This window comes from Paenibacillus woosongensis (assembly GCF_030122845.1).
Lineage (GTDB): Bacteria > Bacillota > Bacilli > Paenibacillales > Paenibacillaceae > Fontibacillus > Fontibacillus woosongensis_A.
The window spans coordinates 2130318-2153371 of the sequence record NZ_CP126084.1 but is presented as its reverse complement, the minus strand read 5'-3'; the positions used below and the strand labels follow the sequence as shown (position 1 = coordinate 2153371).

22 protein-coding genes are annotated in these 23054 nt (G+C 51.1%); 8 read left to right on the top strand and 14 right to left on the bottom strand.

What is annotated here, in order from left to right:
• Positions 1–5: 5 nt before the first annotated feature.
• Positions 6–1139 (bottom strand): glycosyltransferase family 4 protein, encoded by a 1134-nt coding sequence (locus tag QNH46_RS09700; protein ID WP_283927907.1) that lies wholly within the window; start codon positions 1137–1139, stop codon positions 6–8.
• A gap of 235 nt (positions 1140–1374) precedes the next feature.
• Between QNH46_RS09700 and QNH46_RS09695 the strand changes: the two genes are divergently transcribed.
• Positions 1375–2841, top strand: coding sequence for an RsmB/NOP family class I SAM-dependent RNA methyltransferase (locus QNH46_RS09695; RefSeq protein WP_283927906.1), 1467 nt, complete (start codon positions 1375–1377; stop codon positions 2839–2841).
• A gap of 990 nt (positions 2842–3831) precedes the next feature.
• Here the strand turns inward: QNH46_RS09695 and QNH46_RS09690 are convergent.
• From QNH46_RS09690 to QNH46_RS09665, 6 genes are all read right to left on the bottom strand, one after another.
• Positions 3832–4647 (bottom strand): Cof-type HAD-IIB family hydrolase, encoded by an 816-nt coding sequence (locus QNH46_RS09690; RefSeq protein WP_283927905.1) that lies wholly within the window; start codon positions 4645–4647, stop codon positions 3832–3834.
• Between the two features lie 27 nt (positions 4648–4674).
• On the bottom strand, positions 4675–5427 hold the full coding sequence (locus QNH46_RS09685; RefSeq protein ID WP_283927904.1) for a pseudouridine synthase: 753 nt from the start codon (positions 5425–5427) through the stop codon (positions 4675–4677).
• Between the two features lie 5 nt (positions 5428–5432).
• The gene (locus QNH46_RS09680; RefSeq protein WP_283927903.1) at positions 5433–7022 is read right to left on the bottom strand and encodes an RsmB/NOP family class I SAM-dependent RNA methyltransferase; all 1590 of its coding nucleotides are present in this window, start codon (positions 7020–7022) and stop codon (positions 5433–5435) included.
• A 166-nt stretch (positions 7023–7188) separates the two neighbouring features.
• Positions 7189–7662 carry a DUF309 domain-containing protein gene (locus QNH46_RS09675; protein ID WP_283927902.1) on the bottom strand — a complete coding sequence of 158 codons (474 nt, stop codon included), beginning with the start codon at positions 7660–7662 and terminating at the stop codon, positions 7189–7191.
• Positions 7649–8467, bottom strand: coding sequence for a GTP diphosphokinase (gene yjbM / locus QNH46_RS09670; protein WP_283927901.1), 819 nt, complete (start codon positions 8465–8467; stop codon positions 7649–7651). The genes QNH46_RS09675 and yjbM overlap by 14 nt, the downstream gene beginning before the upstream one ends.
• Positions 8468–8498: 31 nt before the next feature.
• Positions 8499–9593, bottom strand: coding sequence for a quinone-dependent dihydroorotate dehydrogenase (locus QNH46_RS09665; protein WP_283928397.1), 1095 nt, complete (start codon positions 9591–9593; stop codon positions 8499–8501).
• A gap of 198 nt (positions 9594–9791) precedes the next feature.
• On the opposite strand from QNH46_RS09665, the gene QNH46_RS09660 reads away from it, so the two are divergent.
• Positions 9792–9923, top strand: coding sequence for a hypothetical protein (locus QNH46_RS09660; RefSeq protein ID WP_269058915.1), 132 nt, complete (start codon positions 9792–9794; stop codon positions 9921–9923).
• Between the two features lie 3 nt (positions 9924–9926).
• On the opposite strand, the gene QNH46_RS09655 is transcribed toward QNH46_RS09660, so the two are convergent.
• The 3 genes from QNH46_RS09655 to QNH46_RS09645 form a co-directional block, all read right to left on the bottom strand.
• Positions 9927–11360 (bottom strand): L,D-transpeptidase family protein, encoded by a 1434-nt coding sequence (locus QNH46_RS09655; RefSeq protein WP_283927900.1) that lies wholly within the window; start codon positions 11358–11360, stop codon positions 9927–9929.
• Between the two features lie 250 nt (positions 11361–11610).
• Positions 11611–11853, bottom strand: coding sequence for a ferredoxin (locus tag QNH46_RS09650; protein WP_155609101.1), 243 nt, complete (start codon positions 11851–11853; stop codon positions 11611–11613).
• A gap of 119 nt (positions 11854–11972) precedes the next feature.
• Positions 11973–13259: a DNA polymerase IV gene (locus QNH46_RS09645; RefSeq protein ID WP_283927899.1), complete on the bottom strand. Its 1287-nt coding sequence runs from the start codon at positions 13257–13259 to the stop codon at positions 11973–11975.
• A 220-nt stretch (positions 13260–13479) separates the two neighbouring features.
• Between QNH46_RS09645 and cimA the strand changes: the two genes are divergently transcribed.
• Complete coding sequence (gene cimA, locus QNH46_RS09640; RefSeq protein WP_283927898.1) at positions 13480–15096, top strand: citramalate synthase; 1617 nt, start codon at positions 13480–13482, stop codon at positions 15094–15096.
• Positions 15097–15200: 104 nt separating this feature from the next.
• On the opposite strand, the gene QNH46_RS09635 is transcribed toward cimA, so the two are convergent.
• Entirely contained in the window at positions 15201–15773 is a 573-nt protein-coding gene (locus QNH46_RS09635; RefSeq protein ID WP_283927897.1) for a TlpA family protein disulfide reductase, read from the bottom strand.
• Positions 15774–15860: 87 nt separating this feature from the next.
• Here QNH46_RS09635 and QNH46_RS09630 point away from each other — a divergent pair, with 87 nt between their 5' ends.
• From QNH46_RS09630 to QNH46_RS09610, 5 genes are all read left to right on the top strand, one after another.
• Positions 15861–16376, top strand: a complete 516-nt coding sequence (locus tag QNH46_RS09630) for a M67 family metallopeptidase (protein ID WP_283927896.1) — start codon at positions 15861–15863, stop codon at positions 16374–16376.
• Positions 16377–16428: 52 nt separating this feature from the next.
• Complete coding sequence (locus tag QNH46_RS09625) at positions 16429–16860, top strand: MerR family transcriptional regulator (RefSeq protein WP_283927895.1); 432 nt, start codon at positions 16429–16431, stop codon at positions 16858–16860.
• Between the two features lie 42 nt (positions 16861–16902).
• Positions 16903–17583 carry a zinc metallopeptidase gene (locus tag QNH46_RS09620; RefSeq protein ID WP_283927894.1) on the top strand — a complete coding sequence of 227 codons (681 nt, stop codon included), beginning with the start codon at positions 16903–16905 and terminating at the stop codon, positions 17581–17583.
• Positions 17584–17744: 161 nt separating this feature from the next.
• The gene (locus tag QNH46_RS09615; protein ID WP_283927893.1) at positions 17745–18470 is read left to right on the top strand and encodes a response regulator transcription factor; all 726 of its coding nucleotides are present in this window, start codon (positions 17745–17747) and stop codon (positions 18468–18470) included.
• Between the two features lie 6 nt (positions 18471–18476).
• The gene (locus QNH46_RS09610; RefSeq protein ID WP_283927892.1) at positions 18477–19583 is read left to right on the top strand and encodes a sensor histidine kinase; all 1107 of its coding nucleotides are present in this window, start codon (positions 18477–18479) and stop codon (positions 19581–19583) included.
• A 52-nt stretch (positions 19584–19635) separates the two neighbouring features.
• Here QNH46_RS09610 and QNH46_RS09605 read toward each other — a convergent pair whose 3' ends face one another.
• Genes QNH46_RS09605 through QNH46_RS09595 form a run of 3 tightly spaced genes read right to left on the bottom strand, consistent with a single transcriptional unit; the run spans position 19636 to position 22936 of the window.
• A complete protein-coding gene (locus QNH46_RS09605; RefSeq protein ID WP_283927891.1) occupies positions 19636–20442 on the bottom strand; it encodes a DUF4097 family beta strand repeat-containing protein in 807 nt (268 codons plus the stop codon).
• The gene (locus tag QNH46_RS09600) at positions 20439–22064 is read right to left on the bottom strand and encodes a hypothetical protein (RefSeq protein ID WP_283927890.1); all 1626 of its coding nucleotides are present in this window, start codon (positions 22062–22064) and stop codon (positions 20439–20441) included. The genes QNH46_RS09605 and QNH46_RS09600 overlap by 4 nt, the downstream gene beginning before the upstream one ends.
• On the bottom strand, positions 22061–22936 hold the full coding sequence (locus QNH46_RS09595; protein WP_283927889.1) for an ABC transporter ATP-binding protein: 876 nt from the start codon (positions 22934–22936) through the stop codon (positions 22061–22063). Before QNH46_RS09595 ends, QNH46_RS09600 begins: the two co-directional genes overlap by 4 nt.
• Positions 22937–23054 lie beyond the last annotated feature (118 nt).

The following is a 23054-nucleotide window of genomic DNA, read 5'->3' as shown; positions in this document are numbered from 1 at the left end:
CGCCCTCACTCGCTTGATTGCTTGAATTGCAAATAAATATTTTTCAGCTCATGCACAACCCTGTCCAGCGAATAGCAGTTCTTCGCTTTATCCAGCCCGGATCCGGCGAGCCGGGAACGATATTCCTCGTCGGCAATCAGCTTCTCCAAAGCCCCGGCCAGAGCCAAATGATCCTCGGGCTGGACGAGCAGGCCGTTCACACCGTCCTCGATTTGCTCGGCAATTCCGCCGATCTTCGTGCCCACCAGCGCCAAATTGCACAAGGCGGCCTCAGCAAACACCGAACCAAACGCCTCTGCCCGCGACGGCAGCACAAAAATGTCGAAAAACGGCATGAATTCTTCGGGATGGAGGGTGTAGCCGTAAAAAATCGTTTCATCGTAAATCCCCAGCTCCATAGCCAGCTGCTCCAGTTCCTCGCGGATCGGACCGTCGCCGATAATATGCAGCACATAGCTGATTCCCCGCCTTTTCAGTTCAGCACAGGCCCGCAGCAGCACATCCAGCCCTTTCGCAGGCACCAGCCGGCAGACCGTCACCAATTGGACGACATCGTTATGGTGCGGGATAGGCTTGAATCTCTTATTATCGAAGCCGTTGCGAATGACCCCGATTTGCTCGGGATGGTCAACATGGGGTGACAAATATCCGCGAAAAGATTCAGATACCGTAAACATCCGGTCAGCACGGTACTCCATCTCCTTGTACAAAGAACAGAGGAAGCGGTGCTCCGGCCCGCCCTCTTTAATTTTTCTGTTAAGAATCAGCTCCCGCTCGTAACTGGAGTGAATGCTCTGGATGACGGGCGTGTCCGGGTAGACCTCCTTCATGGCTAGCCCGGCGATCGGATGATGCGCATGAATCAAATCGTAGGACTGCTGCAGCCGCAGCTTGGTCCACCATAGATAATCGCGATAGGTTTGCATATATTTCTGGACGATTGCGCTGTGCTCGTACTGGCGCCAGTCAAAAGTATGGAACTTAATTTCATCCGTGCCCTTGCCCCGGATCCGCTTCGGCAGGGAGAACAACTCCATTTCCCACTCGGGAGGCTCGAACTTGTCTTGCAGGTAGGGAATCATCGAAGATACGCCCCCAGGCTGCTCTGGGGGGAAAAATAAAGCCTGCAGCAATTTCATACTCGTTCTCCTTTACATGCTGTATTCTCTGTATTTGTTCCTCATCATAACGCATAAGAATAACGTCCATAGACGTACTTATCTGAGGTTTCCGGTATCTAAAGACAAATCAATCCTCTTCAATTATGACACAACGAAGAAGGAACATCCATTCCCCTTTTGAGATTAAATCCGGTTATGGTAAAATTTCCGATGTACATTTTTATACTATGAAAAAAGGAGTTTTCAGAAGCATATGTCCATGACAGCATTGCCGGATTCCTTCTGTGAACGCATGATTGCGATGCTCGGAGAGAAGGAAGGGCAAACGTTCCTTAACAGCTATGCGATGCCGCGAACGTACGGACTGCGAATCAACACGCTGAAAATCAAGCCCGGATCACCAGCACAACGCGACATCATACAGCGCTTCGGACTGGAGGGCATCCCTTGGTGCGAGGAAGGCTTTTATTACGATGAAGACAAACGCCCGGGCAAACATGCTTACCATGCCGCGGGATTATATTATATTCAAGAACCGTCCGCCATGTCTGCCGTTGAGCTGCTGGACCCTCAGCCCGGAGAGGCCGTGCTGGATCTGGCCGCCGCGCCGGGAGGCAAAACGACGCAGATCGCGATGAAAATGAACGGCAAAGGCCTGCTGATCAGCAACGAGATCCACCCCCAGCGCGCAAAAATACTAGCGGAGAACGTCGAGCGCTTCGGCGTGCGCAACGCGGTCGTTACGCAGGCTGCTCCGGGCGAGCTGTCCTCACGATTCCCGCTCGCCTTTGACCGGATCATGCTCGATGCGCCGTGCTCCGGCGAAGGCATGTTCCGCAAGGACCCGGATGCGATAGCCGAATGGTCGGAGCAATCGGTGGAGTTTTGCGCGGCAAGGCAATGGGACATTCTGCAGGATGCCGTTGCGATGCTGAAGCCGGGAGGCCAGCTTGCCTACTCGACCTGCACCTTCAACCGGGAGGAGAACGAGGAGACCATCGCCCGGCTGCTGGCGCATTATCCCGATATGACGCTGGTGGCAGAGAAACGGATTTGGCCGCATCGGCACAAAGGTGAAGGGCATTACGTCGCCTTGCTGCAGCGCAAGAGCGGGGGGGACGAGAAGATGGGAGCGCTAGCGGCTTCCTCTCCAGCATTCCGCGCTGAACCAGATAAAGCCCGTCCCAAGAGCAAACCGCACGGTAAAAAACGCAGCAATGGGAAGAACAGCGAAAAAAATACAGCAGCCGCCTATGAGGCTTTCACCGACTGGGCGGAAAGCGAGCTTCCCGGCTTCGGAGGATGGCTTGGGGATCGCGCAGGAGAAGGAATCCCTATTTTATTTGGGGAATTATTGTATTTGCTGCCGTTCAGCACAGAACTGCAATTGACCCCTGACATCCTTGCCGGGCTGAAAATCCCCCGTGCCGGCCTCCATCTGGGCGACTATAAAAAAGGGCGCTTCCAGCCGGCCCACGCGCTGGCTATGGCCATCCGCCCTGCGGATGCCGCTCTAACCTGGACGCTGAAGCCGGACTCGCCTGAACTGGCGGCTTATTTGCATGGAGATACTTTGGCGGTTCCCGCCGATTACCGCGGCTGGTGTCTCGTTACGATGGAATGCGGCGGCGGCGGCGGCTTCCCCCTCGGCTGGGGCAAAGCAAGCGGCGGCCAGCTTAAGAACCATCTGCCCAAAGGGCTGCGCCAGCTGTCCGTGTAGCCGGCAGACGATATATCAGTGAATGGTAAAAATGGCCTTCTAGCCAGGGAATCCCCCAAATATAAGCCGGATGGAAAAACGCGATGCTTTCTGTCCGGCTTTTTTACACATTTGTTTATGAAAAAAATTAGAAACCGTGTGCCTACTACTGCCTGCTATTCTTAGCAATTGTGGGCTAATGCCATTCTAATACCACCGAAATACCACTGTGATACGACTGAAGTGATAAGACTGAAATAACAAGACTGAAATAACATTGTAATACGACCGGCAGAAATGCAACTCTAGGCGACTCTATGGTACTTTAAGCAACTCTAAAGCGACCCTAAGCGACTCTTATGCAACTTTAAGTAACCTTTTCAACTTTAGGCAACTCTAAGCAACTTTTTCAACTTTAATAAGCATCTCTAATGCAACTCTAAGCAAATTTTTCAACATTAACAACTTTAATGCAGCTATCCCAAACTCCGCATGCACCTTGTCCAGACTGAACCTATATCATCCCATTAGAACCTCTTTCATCAAGAAATCCAGGAGCAACAGCGCCCGCAGCAACACTTTACCTACTTACCTTACACCCACTTTATTAGGTCAACTAATTTAAATGGATTTATAGTAGTTAGATTTTTCAACAAAGAAAGAAAGGTAGAATTAAATGGATTTCATGTCGTTAAAAGAAGGGAGATAGCCATTATGGACTGGAATCTTGATTTTAAGTACATGAAGTCCATCTATTCTCCTGCAACATTCGTTTAGAGCATAATTAGATACATGAATTCCATTTAGTGTACGACACAGCTTGTGTATGGCGTCCTTGGATCCGACTTGGTGTGCGATTAGTTTAGTGCGTGGTTTCGTCCGTGGTTTGGTGTGCATTTAGAGAGCGACAACTTCGTGCAAGAAAAAAGGGGCGCCCCTCCGTCATCTTTGATGACTTGGGACAGCCCCTTCTTTCGTAACCGGCGTCAACCGACAGCTGTTTTGATAAAATTAACGCACAGATTCTTCCAAGCAGTATTTCTCAAGCGCCAGCTTCACGCCTTCCTCGTTGTTCGAAGCAGTAACCGCTTGGGCGGCCGCCTTGACCTCCAGCGGCGAGTTGTCCATCGCGATGCTGAGCCCGGCATAAGTAAGCATCGATATGTCGTTGTAGTAATTGCCGACGGCCATGACGTTCTCCGCAGGAATCCCCCGCTTCTCCGCCAGCTTCCGCAAGGCTGCGCCCTTGGAGGAATCCTTGTGGGTGATGTCGATGAAGAAGTCGCCGCTGCGCAGCACATTAAATTCCGAGTTATCCCATTTGCTCCAGTCGGCGTACACTTTATCCAACTCGTCCTTATGGCCGGACACAGTCACTTTCACGATGGGCTCGCTCAGGTCGGCCCAGCGCGGCAGCTCCTTAGGCACCATCATGAACTGTTTGTACATATCCAGGGCCTCCTGGCTTAGGCTGGCCGCCCCCTGAACATAGAGCGCGAATGTCGTGTTCACGTCAAAGTGAACGCCGTTATCCCGGCAATAGTCCAAATAAGGAGCCAGGGGCAGCGGGCTGATTTCGAATTCATGGACGATCTCCAAAGTCTCAATGTTGACCGTTGCCGCCCCGTTATGCGTAATGACGTAACCACTCAGACCCATTTGCTTCATGAACGGTATAGAGTTCCCCGGAGCACGGCCGGTGCAGAGCACGAATTCCGTGCCCTGATCCGCAATTTTCTTGATCGTCTCCGCCGTTCCTGGCGTCAGCTCGTGATCATCGTTCAGCAATGTACCGTCTACGTCCAAAGCGATCAGTTTGTATCTCATCTCCATGTCTCCTTTGTTTATCTATAACTATTTCTTGTACGTCTTAAGCAGCTCCACCTCGGCCTCCGTCAGCTCGCGGTATGAACCGAGCGCCAGGGAGTCATCCAGCGTGAGCGGTCCCATGCTGATGCGCTTCAAATATACAACCTTTGATCCGGCGGCCATGAACATCCGCTTTACCTGATGGAACTTGCCTTCGGAAATGGTCAGCCGGACACGGGATATCACGCCCTCTTCCAGGCGCTCGTGCCCAAGCACCTCCAGCTCAGCCGGCAAGGTGACGTAGCCGTCATCGAGAGTAACCCCTTCACGGAACAGCGCGATTTCCCGCTCCCCGATCTCGCCCAGCACATGAGCCTCGTACGTCTTGGGCACATGCTTGCGCGGCGATAACAGATCATGGGCCAGCTGCCCGTCATTCGTCAGCAGCAGAAAGCCTTCCGTATCCTTATCCAGGCGTCCCACCGGAAACGGAGAGAACACGCGCAGCTCCGCCGGAATCAAATCCAGCACCGTCCGCTCCCGGTAATCCTCGGTCGCGGAAATGACGTCTTGCGGTTTGTTCAGCATCAAATATATGAACTCGCGGTAATCAATGCCCTTTCCGTCTACGGAGATGCTATCCTCGTAAGGATCGGCCTGAATCCCGCTATCCTTGGGAACAGTGCCATTCAGCATAACTCTCCCCTGCTTCACCATTTTTTTGATATCCGATCTCGATCCATAACCAAGATGGCCGAGTATTTTATCCAGCCTTTGCGTTTTTTTGCCTTTGCCCACGTTTCCTATGTCCACCTCCACCCTGCGGGATATTCGTTCTTGAGCATCCCGTCTATCCATTTCCCCCAGCCCAGCGATACGCCGTCAACGCAAACCAGTACGTATCCTTTAGGGAAACCCTGGATACCCCGGCATTCGATTCTCGATGCCGGGACATTCAGGGTTTCCCCTTTAAGATACCTGACCGCTTCGCCGTTCTCCTGGGATAAATTCAATACCCGGTTTGCTTCCCCTGCGGATAAGGCGGTCGCAAGCGGATGCCCCGGGGCAAACCGGCCATTCTTTACGGTGCCGGCATACCACCCGGGACGAACGGTTTTCAGTCCGGCAAGCCGTTCCTTCGGCAGCGGGGACTGGTAGACATGGCCGCCGAACAACAACGGCTGCCCGGGGAGCTTCGCAGTTACATGCTCGCTTGCAAATTGCTTCCAGCAGTCCAGAAGCTCCCGTTCGCCGGGCACTTTCCCAGCACTCTCCCGCCCTTTGGAGGCCTTCCCCGTATGAGAATGGCCCACAGGCCTCCGGTTCGTTTTGCCCGGCTTGCTGCCGGGGCTTGTCTGTTGCGGCTCTCTGCCGCGTACGGACATCTGTCCGCCACGCGCTAGCTGCCCCTCGGCCCCATTGTCCCGGCTTACTGCCGGGCCCTTGTGCTGCAGCACGGCCAGGAAATGCCCCTCGCCTTCAACCTGGTGCGGCCACAGCCTGCCGCACTGTGCGGTCAGGCTAGCGGATTCCGAGGAGAAGGCAGCATCACCGCCTTCCGCATTCAACCGGTACAGCCACTCCGGACGACCTGGCGAGAAACCGGGTTCCTTCGGCAGCGGAACAAGCTCAAAATCCGGGTGCCGATCCAGGAACCAGGCAATCACTGCCTCATTCTCTTCAGGAGCAAATGTACAGGTTGAATACACGATTCTGCCGCCCGACGCCAGCATGGCCGCGGCGGATTTCAGGATGTCCTTCTGCATTACGGTGCACTTGGAGGTTGAATGAACCTCCCACTGCCGCGCCATGTCCTCGTCCTTGCGGAACATGCCTTCTCCAGAGCAGGGGGCATCGATCAGAATTTTATCGAAATAAGCCGGGAAGGCATCAGCGATACGCTCCGGCGACTCATTCAGCACCACGGCGTTCCGGACGCCGTACAGTTCGACGTTTTTGGCCAGTGCCTTCGTCCGATCTGCGTGAATGTCGTTGGCTACAAGTACGCCTTCCCCTTGCAGCTTGGCCGCGATTTGCGTCGTTTTGCCTCCGGGCGCGGCACATAAATCCAGCACTCTCTGGCCAGGTGACACATCAAGCATTTCCACAGGCGCCATCGCGCTGGGCTCTTGGATATAATACAGCCCCGCATGATAATACGGGTGTTTTCCCGGCTTCTGTCCTTCCTGAACATAGAATCCGGTGGGACACCAAGGTACGGGCTTCAGTTCAAACGGAGAGAGGCGCAAGAACGACTCAACGCTTATTTTAAGCGTATTAACCCGGATACCGGCGTAACGGGGATTGTCATAAGACGATAGATAAGCGCTGTAATCGCTGCCCAGCAGCTGCTGCATCTTTTCCAGAAAAGCCATCGGTACATGTACTGCCATATATTGAACCATCCATCCTTATCCAAGAATATATCTATTGTAACATACCAGTATCATCAGATTGTAAAGCAATCCGCCATCCCCGTCCAGCCTTAACCGAATTAATCGCATTCCGCACATACCAAAAAGCCCTTCCACCATACTTCGCATGAAAGGGCTTTATTATTCATTTGGACTTGCCCTGCATCCGTAGGTCATGCTTGGCGCCTCGCTGAGGCCCTCTGCGCTGCGGAATGTTGGGGGTTACTGCCGATAACGCCTGCTTCACAAGCTCTGATAAGTGCTCATCCTGTATTTCGATGGTCAAATCGTAATAAGAAAAGGGGGATTGCTCATATTCCGCCAACTGAGCAGCATATGCTCTGGTCTCGTCAAGCAGCTTGGCAAGATTGATGCCAAGGGAATCCGGCGGATAGGGGGTGAGCCTCTGCGCAGCGGACTCCATCATTTTCCTCCCGCCAGTCACATTCCCGTTACGAAAATGGTACAAACCGACCGCAACCTGAAGCAGCCCCTTGTATAACGGGTCCTTATCCTGCTTCAGCCACAGCTCCTCCATGACTTCATGGCATTCGAAGTAATCCTGGTCGCGATTAAAATAGATCAGGAAGGCTACGTACAGAGGATCATACGCTGTCATCGCCGGACTCCAACGCTTTTTTGGCCGCTTTGATCTTTTGCGTGACTTCAGTATGCATCTCCTTCAGCCCTTCCATATCCCGGGCCTCCCACAGCTCGTTGAAACGCTGCTGAGCCTCGATGGCCTCTGATACCATATGGTAAAAATAGAGCTGATGAATCGCCGTCAACAAATGGTTCACGATGCTGGATTCGTCCTCGAAGCTCTTTTGTGCCAGCAGAATCTCCTCGCGAATGCTGGACATCTCATTATCGAGGACAAAAGCGGCCTCTGCGGCCTTCTTCAGCCTGCTGCGCATTTCATCGGGCAGGCTCTCCCGGTATTTGTAATTCAGGGAGTGCTCGATCGTGGCCCAGAAATTCATGGCTAGCGTGCGAATCTGAATTTCGGCCAGCACGTTTTTGAGTCCCAGGGCAGTCTGAACCGGATATTCGATAATCATATGGAAGCTGCGATAGCCGCTTTCCTTATAATTGGTAATATAATCCTTCTCGTAAATTACTCTGAGATCCTTGCGGGCCCGGATATACTCGGCTACTCTGCGAATGTCCTCAACAAACTGGCACATGATTCGAATGCCGGCAATATCCTCGATCCCCTGCTCCAGCTGATCCATCGGCACGTTCAGTCGCTTGGCTTTATCGAGAATGCTTGATATTTTCTTGACTCTTCCGGTAACGAATTCAATCGGGGCATATTCCTCCAGCTTCTTGAGCTCGGAGCGCATCGTTTTGAACTTGACCTTCAACTCTTCCACCGTTTGCTCATACGGCAGCAAAAATGCTCCCCAGTCTCTACTATCCATTCCACTGTGCCTCCTGTCTTCTGTGGCCCGGTTAGCGATGATCTGCTCCTACTGCTTCGGAAATGTGGCTAAATCCGTCGCGATGCAGCAGGTCCAACAAACCGCGATGCACTTCCCGATTCAGCTCGGGACCTTCATAAATTAGAGCGGTATATATTTCTACCAGACTGGCGCCGGCACGAATTTTCTCATAGGCATCTTCAGCATTAAAAATTCCGCCGGAACCGATGATCGGAAGCTTCCCTTCCGTCAGTCGATAGACATGGGAAATAACCTCCGTTGATCTGTCCTTCAGCGGCTTTCCGCTGAGACCGCCGGTCTCCTGCGCGTGCTGATGCGTAATGCCTTCACGCGATATCGTCGTATTGGTAGCTATAATTCCCGATACGCCGCTATTCGTGATCGTCTGCACCATGAATTCCAGCTCCGTCATGCTGACGTCCGGGGCGATTTTCACGAGAACATGCTTCTTCTTGCCATGCTTCTCCGCCTGCTCCGCCATCTCGCTTTGCACGGCCTCCAGCAGGGACGCCAGCTCGCTGCCGTGCTGCAAATTGCGCAGGTCGGGCGTATTCGGCGAACTGATGTTCACGACAAAGAAGTCCGCATGCGGATAAAGTTCCGCAATGCATTTCTCATAATCAAGATGGGCCTCTTCATTGGGAGTGACCTTGTTCTTGCCGATATTGACAGCGACCGGAATCCGCCTGCTCCGCAGCGCCGCCAGCTGCCGGGCCATATAAGCGGTGCCCTGGTTGTTGAACCCCATGCGGTTGATCAGCGCTTCCTGCGGTTTAAGGCGAAACAGCCTCGGCTGATCATTTCCCGGCTGGGCCTTCGGCGTGACCGTACCGACCTCCATGAATCCGAAGCCGACAGCCGAAAACGCCTCTACCGCTTCCGCATTTTTATCCAGCCCTGCTGCCAGCCCTACCGGAGTAGGAAAATGAATATCAAATAAATCGACAGCCAGCTCCGGAACCTCTTTAACTCCGTACATTCCGTGCAGTAGAGGTATGAACCCCGGCACTCTAGCTGCCTTATGTAATCCTCCAATCATGAGATGGTGAGCCTTCTCAGCATCCAATCGGAAGAATAAATGCTTGCCAATATTGCGATACAACACGTCTATCTTCACTCCGTTCATCACTTATGCCATACAATGCCTCGCTTTTTAGTTTATCGTTTTCTCGCTCAAAAGAAAAGTTTAACCTTCTTGCAAACGTAACGATTTCGTCTCCCGGAGGTGATAGCATTTTAAAATGAAAGCTATTACAATAAATATGTAGCTCTTTGAACAATTTAGAAGGGAATGATTGTTGTCATGGCTGCCAAACGCAAACCGCCGACGCTCCAGCAAAAGAAAGAGGAAGTCAACAAAAAAGGGCTCATCTGGGCCATTTCTATCGTTGCTGGACTCATTATTCTGTTCACGCTAGCACTCGTATTCAAATAATGGCTAATGCAGCCAGCGATACGTCCGGTGAGGATTGCTCTGATCCTGCCTGTCCCCAAGCGTGAACCGCTCTGCCGGGGTAAGGTCCTGATCGGGCAGTCCTCCCTTGCCTATCGTCACCTTCGTTCCGACCGGAAGAAGGTCGAACAGCTCCTCCACGTCCTTTTTCCCCATCCGGACACAGCCCAGCGATTCATCGACGCCGATACTGTCCGGCTCGTTCGTGCCATGAATCGCATAATTCGTATCGGACAGCTGCATTCCTCTGCTGCCGAACTCCCCGTCCGACTTGCCGTTCGGATTTATGACCTTGTCAGAAATATGAAACGTCCCTTCCGGCGTCTTATCGCCGCCCAACCCAACCCGGTAGCTTCTGAGTATGACCGAGCCGCTTACTACTGCCAAACGATAATTGCTCGTATCGACGATCACCTCCAGCGGCTGGGTAAAAAACCGGTCGCCATCATTGGCTTTCTTCCCCTTCGTACCGCGGGATTCGCCTGAACCCGCCTCGCTGCCGCCTGCCTGTTGTTCCCGCTGTGCGAACTCCCGCTTCAGCGGCCCGAATGCTTCTTTCATATGATCATTGGTTCCTGCCAGCCAGTTGTCCGGAAACGGCTGTGTGAGTTCGTCCAGACTGACCGGCCATTTCCCGTTTTTCTCCTTATATCGCAGCATAGCCGAAGAGAGTACGGCCAGGGATTCCTGCCGTTTGATCCACTCCCCCGCCTCCGCCTTCAGATGTCTCGATTCGGGCGGCTTACAGAAACACGCCGCCGGGTCGTAGGACTGCACGCTGGTTTGGCCGTGGCCAAGCGATTGGATGCCATAAACGATCGGCATTTTATGAGACCAGTTCAGCCATTTTCCTTGTTTGCCCATGCCCAGCACGACCTGATAGCCGCCAGCCGTAGCGCTTCCCTGCAGCAGCCCGCCGATATCGCCCGTTACTCCCCTGCCTCCGGGAACATAACCGATCGCCGTAAATTTCGGGCTATCCTTCACCGGCTCCGCAAGGGCTGGCGATGGTTCCGCTTCCGTTATAAGCTGACCTGGCTTGCCCTCCTCAGAAACGCTATCCGCATGCCCGGGAGCAGGAATCTCCGGAACTGTTGCTGCTATTTTGCCGGGAGACTGCGCGGAAGGAAGCCACAGAAACAGCAAAAGCAGCAAAATAAAGCCTGCCTTTCGAAGCAAACGGCTGCGCTGCTCCTGCCTGCGCGACTCCTGAAGGATGCCAGCCTCATACCCCATCCATAAATCATCGGGTATTTTGCTGGCCTCGAACGCTTCGTACACGCTTCCTGCCTGAATGTAACAATAATGGGCTTTGCCTTCCTGGCCGCTTTGTTCATATTCTTTGCCAAGCAAATACCAAGCCATTTTATTGTTTGGGTGGTTCTCTACGTATTTTTTGAGGTAAGCCGAATTTTTCATCGTAAACCTCCATTGGAATCAACTTGTGTATGGATTGCATGAACAACTTCTTTACTTAATATATCGGCTGCGGAGCGCTTGTTTCAAACCATTCTTTTGAAATTGTCAAATTCATGACCTAATACCTAACTATATCGCAGCCAGGATGACCTGGATTGGGATGGGCAAAAGAACAGCAAAAAGCATCCCGTGCCGGAAGCGGCGGGATGCTTCTCCAAAAGCGTGATGTAGACTGGTCTTTCTGTTCTGTTTAACCTTCCATATTGAACGGAGTATCTGCAATCTTGATGGAATCGGTTGGGCATCCGTCAGACGCATCCTGAAGGTCGTCATGCAAGTCTTCCGGAATTTCTGTTACACCGCGGTTACCATCATTATTGTAGATAACTTCGGCCAAGCCCTCATCGTCATAATCGTAGATATCCGGTGCCGTAGCGCCGCAAGCGCCGCAAGCGATACAAGTATCTTTCTCTACCCAAGTATATTTCGCCATCTTTATCTGCCTCCTGATAAACGGTACAAGTGCGGTGAATTGCTACCACCATGACCAATATAATATAAAAAGAAAGCAATTTCAAATCATTTGTTACCAATTTCCATTGATAATTATTATCATTCCTCCCGATTTTCCCGGAGAAAATCCGTTTGCAGCGAAGTGCCGCGGATTTTATGATTCCGGATCAGCGCGGAAGGATCATCGCTGAGCATACCAGCCGTCAGTATGGCATCTTCACCAAACTTGTCCCGGAGCAAATCCATTGTCCTGGTCAGCGATTCTTTCTTCGGCTGCTGCTCGTAATCAAACAAATCTAGCTGCAGGGCCGAGTTCTCCCTGGGAATCAAATTTTGCAGCGTAATGCCGAGCAGCCGAACCGGCTTGCCGTGGCTCCAGTGACGAAGATACAGCTCGCAGGCCTCCTTGTATATTTCATCGGCCTGCTCCGTCACGTTTCCTAATGTCTGGGACCGGGTTATTGTCTTCATATCCGGCGTCCTGATCGTGATTTGCACCGTTTGCGCCATCAGCTTCTGGCGGCGCAGGCGCCTTGCCACCTGATCGGCCAAATTAAGCATGACCCGCTTCACGTCCTCCAGCTCGGTCAGGTCTTTCGGCAGCGTCGTCGTATGCCCGATGGATTTATTCTTCTCCCGCTCCTCCTGTACCGGCGAATGGTCAATGCCGTGCGCAGCCTGCTTCATCCATAGGCCGACAACGCCGAAGCGCTCCGACAACAGCCGCTCGTCGGCCGCCGCCAGCTGGCCAAGCGTGTATATGCCCATCTTCTTCAGCTTCTCCCCCGTCTTGCGGCCGATGCCAAACAGTTCGCTGCACGGCTTATCCCATAGCAGTTCGGGAACATCGCGCAACCGAAGCACCGTAATGCCGTTTGGCTTCTTCATATCCGAGGCCATCTTGGCCAGCAGCTTGTTCGGAGCAATGCCGATGGAGCAGGGCAATCCCAGCTCCTTGGCAATGCGGGACTGGATTTCCGCCGCGATTTCGAGCGGAGTGCCAAACTGCTTCGAGCCGGTGATATCCAGATAGCACTCATCAATCGAGGTCGCCTGCAGCAGCGGGGTATACCGGTAAGCGATGTCCATGAATGCCCGGGAGTAACGGCGGTACAGGTGGAAATCCGGGGCGATCAGAATAAGTTTGGGATATTTCTTTAACCCCTCCCTCACGGTCATTCCTGTTCGGATTCCCATCGCCCTCGCCGCATACGAGCAAGTAACGATCACGCCTTTGCGCAATTCCACGCTTCCTGCCACGGCTGTCGGTTTGTTCCGGTATTTCTCCGGCTCCTCGGCCTCATGAACAGAGCAATAAAATGCGTTCATATCGATGTGCAGCACAACCCTGCCGTTCACAGGATAATATTCGTCGATATTCCTCACTAGCGTTCCCTCATTTTATTTATACTACAACATGAATTTTTACGCCTTGCACTCGATGATCATGATCTAAAAAAAGCATACCTTTTGAGCCAAATCGGGTCAACAACCCTTGTGCAATTTCATAAAAACGGTGTTACATTTAAATTGCAGATGCTATAATTAGAAATTATACTAATCAGAGCTCACACTCAGACGATATCCAAAGGGGGACATTTTCATCATGTCAAAGGCTGTAACCATCTTCGACACAACATTACGTGACGGCACTCAGGGAGAAGGCATTAGCCTGTCTGCGGACGATAAGTTGAAGATAGCCAAGAAGCTGGATCAACTGGGTGTTCATTATATCGAAGGCGGCATTCCTGGCAGCAACAGCAAAGATATCGAGTTCTTCAAGCGAGTACAGGAACTCGGATTATCCGCGACAGTCACCGCTTTCGGCAGCACCCGGCGCAAAGACAGCATCGCCGAGCATGATCCTAACTTGAAACGCATCCTTGAATCCGGTGCCAGAGCCACATCGCTCGTTGGGAAATCATGGGATTTCCACGTGCATACTGCGCTCCAGACAACATTGGAAGAGAACCTGGCCATGATTTACGATTCCATCGCCTATTTGAAGCGGGAAGGCATGGAAGTGCTGTTTGATGCCGAGCATTTCTTTGACGGTTACAAGAACAATCCAGAGTACGCTCTCGCCGTCATGCGCAAAGCGGAGGAAGCCGGCGCTGACTGGCTCGTCATGTGCGATACGAACGGCGGCACGATGCCGCATGAGGTACATGACATCGTCTCTGTCCTTGCTGGACGCGTAACGACAGCCCGACTTGGCATCCATACCCATAACGACTGTGAATTGGCCGTAGCGAATGCATTAAATGCTGTACGAGCTGGTGCGGAGCAAGTCCAAGGCACCATGAACGGTTACGGAGAGCGCTGCGGCAATGCCAACCTGTGCTCCATCATCCCGAACCTGCAGCTGAAGCTGGGCTATGATGTTATCGAGTCAGAGCAGCTCCAGCAGTTGACCAATACGGCCCGTTATGTCGGCGAAATTGCAAACGTCCATATGCCTGTGGGACAGCCGTTCGTCGGCACAGCGGCATTTGCCCATAAAGGCGGCATCCACGTCTCGGCCATTCTGCGCGATTCCCGGACCTATGAGCATATTGCTCCGGAAACCGTCGGCAACCGGCAGCGTGTTCTCGTATCCGAGCTTGCTGGACAGAGCAATATTCTGTCCAAGGCGCAGGAAATGGGCATCAAATTTGACCCGGAAAACGAAGAGACACGCCAAGTCATCTCCAAAATCAAGGATTTGGAGCACCAAGGCTACCAGTTCGAGGGTGCAGACGCGTCCCTGGAGCTGCTGCTTCGTCAGGCTAACGGAGAAATGAAAGAGCTGTTCGTCTTTGAATCTTTCAAAATGCTCGTCGAGAAGTCCGCAGGCAAGCCGGTTGTCTCGGAAGCCTTCATCAAGCTGAATATCGATGGAAACAGCCTGTACACAGCTGCGGAAGGCAATGGCCCGGTGAACGCGCTCGACAATGCCCTGCGCAAAGCGCTGATATCTTATTATCCTGCATTAAAGAACATTCACTTGTCGGACTATAAGGTCAGAGTTCTCGACGATAAAGATGCGACGGCCTCCAAGGTCAGAGTTCTGATTGAATCGAAAGACGCTGCCAATTCGTGGAGTACAGTCGGCGTATCCGGCAACGTTATTGAAGCGAGCTGGGAGGCGCTTGTCGACAGCTTGCGTTACGCTCTGCTTGGCCAAACCAAAATGGAGCATGAAGAGGTAGTGTCGGCAAGCCAAGGGCTAGTTAACCATTAATCCATGATGATCTACATCGGCAATGCCGATGTTTAACGCCGGAAGGCCCGGAGTCCGTAAATTAAAGGACTCCGGGCCTTCCGCATTCCATTTTTTACAGTGAATTACGAGGACTGCAGCAGCTTCTTGATCTTGGCCTCCAAATCCTTCGGCGGGAGTATGCCCACGATTAAATCCTGGATTACGCCATCCTTGTCAATTAACACGTTCGTTGGAAAGGCCATGCCGTTGAATTTCTTGTAGGCCTCTTCCTTCTTGTCCAGCAGTACCGGGAATTCTATCCCATATTCCTTAACGAAGGCTTCGGCTTTTTCAACCGTGTCATAAGCCGTGACATTGACTCCGTAAATGTCCAGCCGCTCGCCGTATTTCTCGTACAGCTTAACGAGATCAGGAGCTTCGTCCTTGCAGGGATCACACCAGGAAGCCCAGAAATTAACCAGTACCGGCTTGTCTCGTTCTCCCCCTACCTTATAGGTGTTTCCATCCAGTCCTTGCAATGCAAAGGCCGGAGATGAAGAACCCGGCTTCGGGGCACCTTCTGCGAGCGCGGCGCCCAAGGTTTTTTTATCACTCCCTGCGCCTAGGAAAGAGCGCACCTCGTTTCCGTAATTTTGGTACAAGGCGATGCCAAGCAGGACGATCAAGAGCGCAAGAATCGGTATGTTTTTTCTCATGTGTATTCTTCCTTTGCTATTTGTATATGTTATTGTACCCTGTTTACCCGTTTTGTTACAAACTGAGGAATGAGGTGAACATCATCTATGAACGATTACTTCTGGAAGCATGTTTCCGAGCCGAAACGGATCATCCTTCCATCTGTATATAAGCAGCTGGAGCAAGATAGCCTGACCCGTTATCCCCATGAGGCATGCGGGATTCTGCTGGGTGAAATAGCGGCTGGAGCGGTCATCATAGATGGCTACGTTCCGGTAACCAATGCTTCTGCCCAACCGGACCGGCACTTCTCGCTGGAACCGCAGGAATGGGTCAAACACAGCTATCATCCGAAGCTGTTGGGACTGTTTCACAGCCACCCTACTGCTCCCCCGGTCCCTTCAGCGACGGATTTGCGGGAGCTGCCCTTATTTGCCAGCCTGCTTAAATTGTATGTCATCGGTTCTTGCTGCAATACCGAGCCGGCAGCCGGACAAACTCCGGGGAACAATCAGCCTAGCTTTTCGCTGCAAGGGTATGAAATTATAAGCAGCGATAGTAACTATAGATTGGAAAGCATAACGTTTGACTGTATAGTTGCCGATCAGGTATCATTATTTTAGAAAAATAAATATATACTAAAAATATCCTTAGGAGTGAGGTGAGCCTAGCAGGATGAAACTATACAGAATCGGCGAACTAGCCAAGGCTGCCAGCGTAAGCGAGAGAACGATCGACTATTATACCAAGCTGAAGCTCATTGCGCCGGAGGCACGCACACAGAAAAATTACCGCCTATACAGTGCTGAAACCTTAAACCGTTTGAAACGTATTAATGAATTAAAACAGGAGAAGTATACATTAGAGGAAATTCGCTCGAAGCTGGAGCTGTGGAATAAAGTAAGCCACGAGGAACAGGTTACGGAGAAGCTTACTTCCCTCGAAATCCATATGCAAAGATTGGAACGGGAGGTCAAGGAGCTGGAGCCGCTTATTTCTAAATTGAAGCCTGGCCAAGCAAGAAAAATGTTCTCCAGTCTCATGCCCCAGAGCCTCGCCTGCATCGATGCGCTGTATCTTCTAATTAATCAAGGGCCATTTACGTAAAGTTCTGAACAATCATTAACAACAGGGGGATGGAGAAGAAAAATGAGCTCAAATATTATGTTTATTCCATTATTATTTGCCATCGGCCTATCGATATGGGCCCAGTTCAAAGTAAAGGGAACCTTTAACAAATACGCCAATGTTCATAATATGTACGGCCTAACCGGCCATGACGCAGCCCGCCGCATGCTGGATGCAAACGGTCTGTACGACGTACCGATCGAACCTGTACGCGGCAGCCTGACGGACCATTACGACCCGACCAAACGCGTCGTCCGCCTCTCCGAGCCGGTCTATTACGAGAATTCGGTATCGGCCGTAGCGGTAGCCTGCCATGAAGTCGGGCACGCCATTCAGCATAAGGAATCTTACTCCATGCTGGTTCTGCGCCACAAGATGTTCCCGATCGTCAATATAACGTCCCAAGTATCGCCGTTTTTAATTCTTGCAGGCTTTCTGTTCGGTTCACTGAACCTTCTGGGCGTAGGCATCGTGTTCTTCTCATTGGCCGTGCTGTTCCAGCTTGTCACCTTGCCCGTAGAATTCGACGCATCCAACCGGGCCCGCAGAGGCATGCTAAGCATGGGCTTAGTTTCGCAGAATGACGAACGCGGCGTAGGCAAAGTTCTTAACGCAGCCGCATTGACTTATGTAGCGGCAGCCCTTATCTCCCTTATTGAACTTCTTCGTTTTATCATGATGTTCTTCCAAAGCCGGGACTAATTATTCAAACCACGGAGAGATTGCAACCAGTAATCTCTCCGTTTTTTGTGCTTCCATGCACCTTAGTATAATCCGCCATTTATTGAAATTATTAGGATGAACGGGGTAAAATAGAGTGGTATTTTTACGTTGAAATTTCATTGCCTAGGAGGAATTCGATTTTGCTCAGAAATGAGAAAATACTGATGGTCGATGATGAGGAAGGTATTTTGAACCTGCTGGAGATTATTCTCAAAAAAGAAAGGTTCCATGAGATATATTCCTGTACCACGGGGGAAGAGGTATTGAATTTGCTAAGTCAGCATACGTTTGATGTCATTTTGCTGGATATCATGCTCCCCGATACCCATGGATTCGACTTATGCCATAAAATCAGGAGCATCACAAACACCCCTATTATTTTCATCAGTTCGTGCTCCAGCGATTTTGACAAATTAACAGGCCTCGGAATCGGCGGTGACGATTACATTACGAAGCCTTTCAATCCCCTTGAGGTAGTTGCTAGAATACATAGCCTGCTGCGAAGACAGAACCTTACCCGAGCCATGCTGCGTGAGAACCATGAGCAGTCTAAAGAATACCGTTATGGCAACCTTGCCTTAAAACCTGCCGAGGCACGGCTTGTTGTCGACGAACGAGTTATTGAATGTACGGCTAAGGAGCTGGAGTTACTTCAATTTTTCTTCAAAAATCCGAATCGCCTCTATACCGCTACGCAAATCTACCAGCTCGTATGGGGAGAGGAGCCAAACTATGGCGAAGAGAAAACCGTGGCCATGCATATTTCCAAAATCAGAAAGAAGCTCGAAAGCAAGCCGAAGTCCCCTGAAGTCATCATTAATCTAAAAGGAATTGGATACAAATTCGTGCCCCCTAAAGAAAGGTAACGTATCATGAATATTAAGCTGCGCTTCAGCATTCATTTTATCGCCGGATTATTTGCCTGGATATTAAGCATGGGAATCGTCGTCATGCTGATCATCGACGGCATTCTGCCCATGCTGGGACTTTATGAAGGGATGCCCGGCTACGACCTGATCCTGATTATTCTTTTCGCGGTCAGCATCATCGTTTCGAGCCTGATCTTCAGCTGGTATTTCAGCCGCCCAATCTGGTTGATCATCTCCTGGATATCCCGCTTATCGCAGGGTATTTATCAAGAGCCTGCCGACAGCGATAAAATGTATACGAAGCGGAATAAGCTCAAAAGACCCTACCGGCTATTCCGCGAAATCATAACCAACATTTATGAATTATCCGACCAACTCCGAAAATCCCAGCAGGAAAGAGAGAAGCTGGAGCAGTTAAAGAAGGACTGGATCGCCGGCATCTCCCATGATTTAAAAACACCGCTTACCTACATATCCGGCTATTCTGCCCTGCTCCTGAACGAGGAATATGCCTGGAGCGAGGAAGAGAAGCATTCCTTCATGCAGGAAATTCTCAAAAAAAGCAAGCATATGGAAGCCCTGATTCAGGATTTTAACCTGTCTCTCCGGCTCCAGGAAACAAAGGCGCAGATCCCTCTGCGGCTGGAAGAGGCGAACCTGGTGGAGTTCCTGAAGAGCCTGCTGGCGGATACCTGGAACGACCCCCATCTACAGGAGTATGATTTAAGCTTTCACTGCGAAGAGGATTTGATTCCGTTCTCTTTTGACCGGCGCTTGCTGTACCGGGCGATCCAGAACCTGCTTATCAATGCAGTCATGCACAATCCCCCGGGCACGGCAATTTCGGTACAGCTAACGAATGTACAGAACGAATTCATTAAAGTTACGATTGAGGATAACGGGGTTGGAATGGACCGCACTACTGTGGAGAATTTGTTCAAGAAATACTATCGCGGAGCAACGCCGGACTCGTCTTCCGCCCATCATTCCATGGGCCTTGGCCTGTCGATCGTTAAAGATTTGATACTCGCCCATCGGGGGCATATTTCCGTAAACAGCATCCCGGAGAAGGGGACTACCTTCTACATCACCATCCCCTTTGCCAAATAACAATACCCGCCCTTCTCCGTCAACAGTCAACGATGGAGCAGGGCGGGATGTTTTATTTAATATAAATACTTCCTGAAGATGATTTGATGGTTAGATTCGGCGCGTCGGCAGCAGAACCGATCTTAGCCTTTAATTCCTGCCCTGCTCCTACAGCGTTCACTTCGGACGCCGAAGTCAGGGACGACTCGATCCTGCCGGATTCTGTCGAAGCGTCAATCTCCAGGGCGCCAGGTGCATTCTCGAAAGCCATCTCGACTTTTCCCGTTCCAGTTCTAATACTGCTTCCTTGACCCAGTTGCCCGTTATGGGATACCTTCACATTCCCTGCATCATTCTCGATGTGGAAGTCACCGGTAATCCCGGTAAGCTCAATGTCTCCCGAAGCAACTTTGCCTTGAATATGATTTCCCTCAAAGCCGTTAATTTCAAGCCTTCCCGAATCTCCTATAAAAACAAGCTCATCGGCTTTCAAACCTTCGCCTTTAATTTGCCCAGCAAACGCCGTCAGACTGATTTTGCGGAATTGCTTATCCGGCAGCTCAACCTGCAAAGTGTCTGTCTTAAAGTTAACCAGACTCGAGGAGCTGCCATAGTTAACATCCAGCACACCGCCGTTCAACTCGGCGATGGCTTCTTTACCGCCTTTTGTGCTGACCTTAATTTCAGAGCTGCCTGCAGACCGTATTTCAATATTTTGGCCGTCCGTATTTAGGATGATTTCCTCCACTTGCGTCCCATCGAAGGTCTTGCCCGCACTATTTACGCTTGGTTTGGAATCGCAGCCTGAAAAAGACAGGGCCAAGACCACAGCCAACGCCGTAGTAATCATTTTTATATTACGGTTAATTATCAAATTCATGATACTCCTCCTTTATCGTAGTGCTTCGAGTTATTTCCTTTCGCAGCGCTACCTCCCAGCACTCCTGCTTTGATCTGCTGGCCAACAAGAGCCACGATCAGCAGGAGGCATGTCAATATGCCGTATAGTAGGGATTGGCTTGTCCCGGCGCCCAGGAAGTTAAGACCAGGAAGGTTGTTAACCGCTCCCATATACCACCACAACATATAGACGACTTCAAACATTTTCCTCGTCCCGCTGAGCGTTCCCAAAGCCATGGCCAGCGTCGGAACGAATAGAACGCTCACCAGCCAAGCCGTCAAGTGCGCCCATTGTCCATCCAGAATGAAGTGGACTAACGCTCCCGAGAATACGAGCAGGGTAATGAGAATTCCTGAAACCCAAACCGCAAAAAATCTGTTGAGCGGAGAACAGCTGGACATCAACAATTCCCGGGTAAAATAATATTTCTCCCGTGTGCCCATTTGCGACCAGATGGCAATCGGCCATAACGCTAGTACGGGCAGCCAGCTCTGTACGTTTTCCATCGGGATGAGAAGGCTCGCGGCCATACTGCCCAGCACAAGCAGATACCACCAAATGGAACAATCTTTCAGCATAATGCATATCTCCGCTCGAACTAGTCTCATCATGCGGACTCTCTTCTCTTTCTCGACAGGAGACAGCCTATACTCATGGCTATGATCCGGTTTGGCAGCAACACCATTCTTCGGTTCATAGATAACCTGGATGTGACTAAGTTTGGCATTCTCTTTTGTCCTGAAGCGGTTGAATACGAGGGAAGAAACAAGAATAAGCAGCACTGCGATGCCTACCCAGGCCAATCGGTAAATAAGCAGGCTTGAGCTCCATTCTACGCCATGCCAGACAAACGTAGGGCTGGTGCCTTCCACCGGATAATATCCGAAGCTTCCGCCCTCCTCGCTCGCAGACAGGAACGCATATTTCAGCGTAGCTTCCCTTACCATATCCGAACGAATGATATCAAGCCCGAATACATCCAGTAGACTATTCGGCGTAGCGATCGACACGATACTACAGCATACCCATAGAGCAAAAAAGATGATATTCCCCACGACACCCTTTAAACCAGGCATCACGTCGAACAATACAGTCAATGCTGCCAGAACGAGCAGCGAAGGCATGACTATGAAGGCGAATGGCTGCAAGTAATCGGCGATATGAATATAATAGTCTTCCCCGCGGATCAACTGCATTCCCATAAACGCCAGAAACAACAGCAGCTCGATCACAAGCAGTACAACATAGTTGGAGATCACTTTGCTAAAAATGTAGCGAAAATTAGAAATCGGCGTCGAAGCGATGATCTGCCCGACCTTCAGCCTCTGATCCTCGGAAACCTGGCTGCGCAGCATAAAGAAGGCAAACAGCCACAACAGCAGCGTGGACATCATCGTGACCATCCCGCCTAACCATGCGGAATTGTAAATGCCTCGTACCCCGCCAATATAGAACACCTGATACCCGCTGGAGGGGGATGGCACGCAGGCATATCCCAGGAACAACGTTAGCAGGACGACGATGAGGAAGGAGTAGCTTCTCATTTGCTTGATCAGGTTGTTCTTGATCAGACAGTAGTAGGTTCTCCATGCATTGCTCATGACGCCCCTCCTAATGGAGAGACGGCGTACAGGTAGGCATCCTCCAGCGTAGAAGGAAGCAGAACAGCATTCTGGGAAGGGCGGAAATCAGAAACGATCCGGGCATGCACCCCGTCGCTACGGTGTATGGCGCTGCTAATAATATACTTCTCCTGCATGTCCTGCAGCTCGGAGGAAGGGAAAATGCTCAGCCACACCTTGATATCTGCCCTCTGGATCAAACTTTCCGGCGTCGTTAAATTCACGAGTCTGCCTCTGAAAAGGATTGCGATATTCGGAGCAATCGACTCGATATCCGTAACGATATGCGTAGAGAGAATGACGATCCGATTGGAGGACATCGTCGATAGCAGATTTCTGAAGCGGATGCGCTCCTCAGGATCAAGTCCCACGGTCGGCTCATCGACGATGAGCAGCGAAGGATCATTTAACAGTGCCTGGGCGATACCTACGCGCTGCTTCATCCCCCCGGAAAATCCCCCCAATAGCTTCTTGCGGTCATTAGATAAATTTAAAATTTCGAGCAATTCATCGATCCTCTTCCTTGCCGATTTTAGCGTTAACCCCTTCATCGCGGCCATATACTCCAGAAACTCCACGGGGTTCATATTCGGATACACGCCGAAGTCCTGCGGCAAATAGCCGAGTTCGGCGCGCAATTCATCTGGATGCTGCGCGATATCCACACTGTTCCAAGTAATCACTCCGGAAGTAGGCTTTTCTAATGTCGACAGCATTCTCATCAAGGTTGATTTACCTGCCCCATTCGGTCCCAGCAGTCCCAGAATACCCGGCTTTAGATGCAGGGTGACCTGGTTAAGCACTTGTTTTGAGCCATAGGATTTGGTTACATGCTCAATTTTCAACTCCATTGCTACTCTTCACCACGCCTTATTTGTTATTTGCACAATCATTGCTTTCAGATCTTGAACCCTAGTATACTGTGCGAAAATAAAAGTATAGTAAAATAAGAGCAAATCTAACTTAAAA

Excerpts from the sequence above, each read along its gene's own strand:
- QNH46_RS09700 (WP_283927907.1), bottom strand. The coding sequence starts at position 1,139 with ATGAAATTGCTGCAGGCTTTATTTTTCCCCCCAGAGCAGCCTGGGGGC.
- QNH46_RS09695 (WP_283927906.1), top strand. The coding sequence starts at position 1,375 with ATGTCCATGACAGCATTGCCGGATTCCTTCTGTGAACGCATGATTGCG.
- QNH46_RS09690 (WP_283927905.1), bottom strand. The coding sequence starts at position 4,647 with ATGAGATACAAACTGATCGCTTTGGACGTAGACGGTACATTGCTGAAC.
- QNH46_RS09680 (WP_283927903.1), bottom strand. The coding sequence starts at position 7,022 with ATGGCAGTACATGTACCGATGGCTTTTCTGGAAAAGATGCAGCAGCTG.
- QNH46_RS09675 (WP_283927902.1), bottom strand. The coding sequence starts at position 7,662 with ATGACAGCGTATGATCCTCTGTACGTAGCCTTCCTGATCTATTTTAAT.
- yjbM (WP_283927901.1), bottom strand. The coding sequence starts at position 8,467 with ATGGATAGTAGAGACTGGGGAGCATTTTTGCTGCCGTATGAGCAAACG.
- QNH46_RS09660 (WP_269058915.1), top strand. The coding sequence starts at position 9,792 with ATGGCTGCCAAACGCAAACCGCCGACGCTCCAGCAAAAGAAAGAGGAA.
- QNH46_RS09655 (WP_283927900.1), bottom strand. The coding sequence starts at position 11,360 with ATGAAAAATTCGGCTTACCTCAAAAAATACGTAGAGAACCACCCAAAC.
- QNH46_RS09650 (WP_155609101.1), bottom strand. The coding sequence starts at position 11,853 with ATGGCGAAATATACTTGGGTAGAGAAAGATACTTGTATCGCTTGCGGC.
- cimA (WP_283927898.1), top strand. The coding sequence starts at position 13,480 with ATGTCAAAGGCTGTAACCATCTTCGACACAACATTACGTGACGGCACT.
- QNH46_RS09635 (WP_283927897.1), bottom strand. The coding sequence starts at position 15,773 with ATGAGAAAAAACATACCGATTCTTGCGCTCTTGATCGTCCTGCTTGGC.
- QNH46_RS09630 (WP_283927896.1), top strand. The coding sequence starts at position 15,861 with ATGAACGATTACTTCTGGAAGCATGTTTCCGAGCCGAAACGGATCATC.
- QNH46_RS09625 (WP_283927895.1), top strand. The coding sequence starts at position 16,429 with ATGAAACTATACAGAATCGGCGAACTAGCCAAGGCTGCCAGCGTAAGC.
- QNH46_RS09620 (WP_283927894.1), top strand. The coding sequence starts at position 16,903 with ATGAGCTCAAATATTATGTTTATTCCATTATTATTTGCCATCGGCCTA.
- QNH46_RS09610 (WP_283927892.1), top strand. The coding sequence starts at position 18,477 with ATGAATATTAAGCTGCGCTTCAGCATTCATTTTATCGCCGGATTATTT.
- QNH46_RS09605 (WP_283927891.1), bottom strand. The coding sequence starts at position 20,442 with ATGAATTTGATAATTAACCGTAATATAAAAATGATTACTACGGCGTTG.
- QNH46_RS09600 (WP_283927890.1), bottom strand. The coding sequence starts at position 22,064 with ATGAGCAATGCATGGAGAACCTACTACTGTCTGATCAAGAACAACCTG.
- QNH46_RS09595 (WP_283927889.1), bottom strand. The coding sequence starts at position 22,936 with ATGGAGTTGAAAATTGAGCATGTAACCAAATCCTATGGCTCAAAACAA.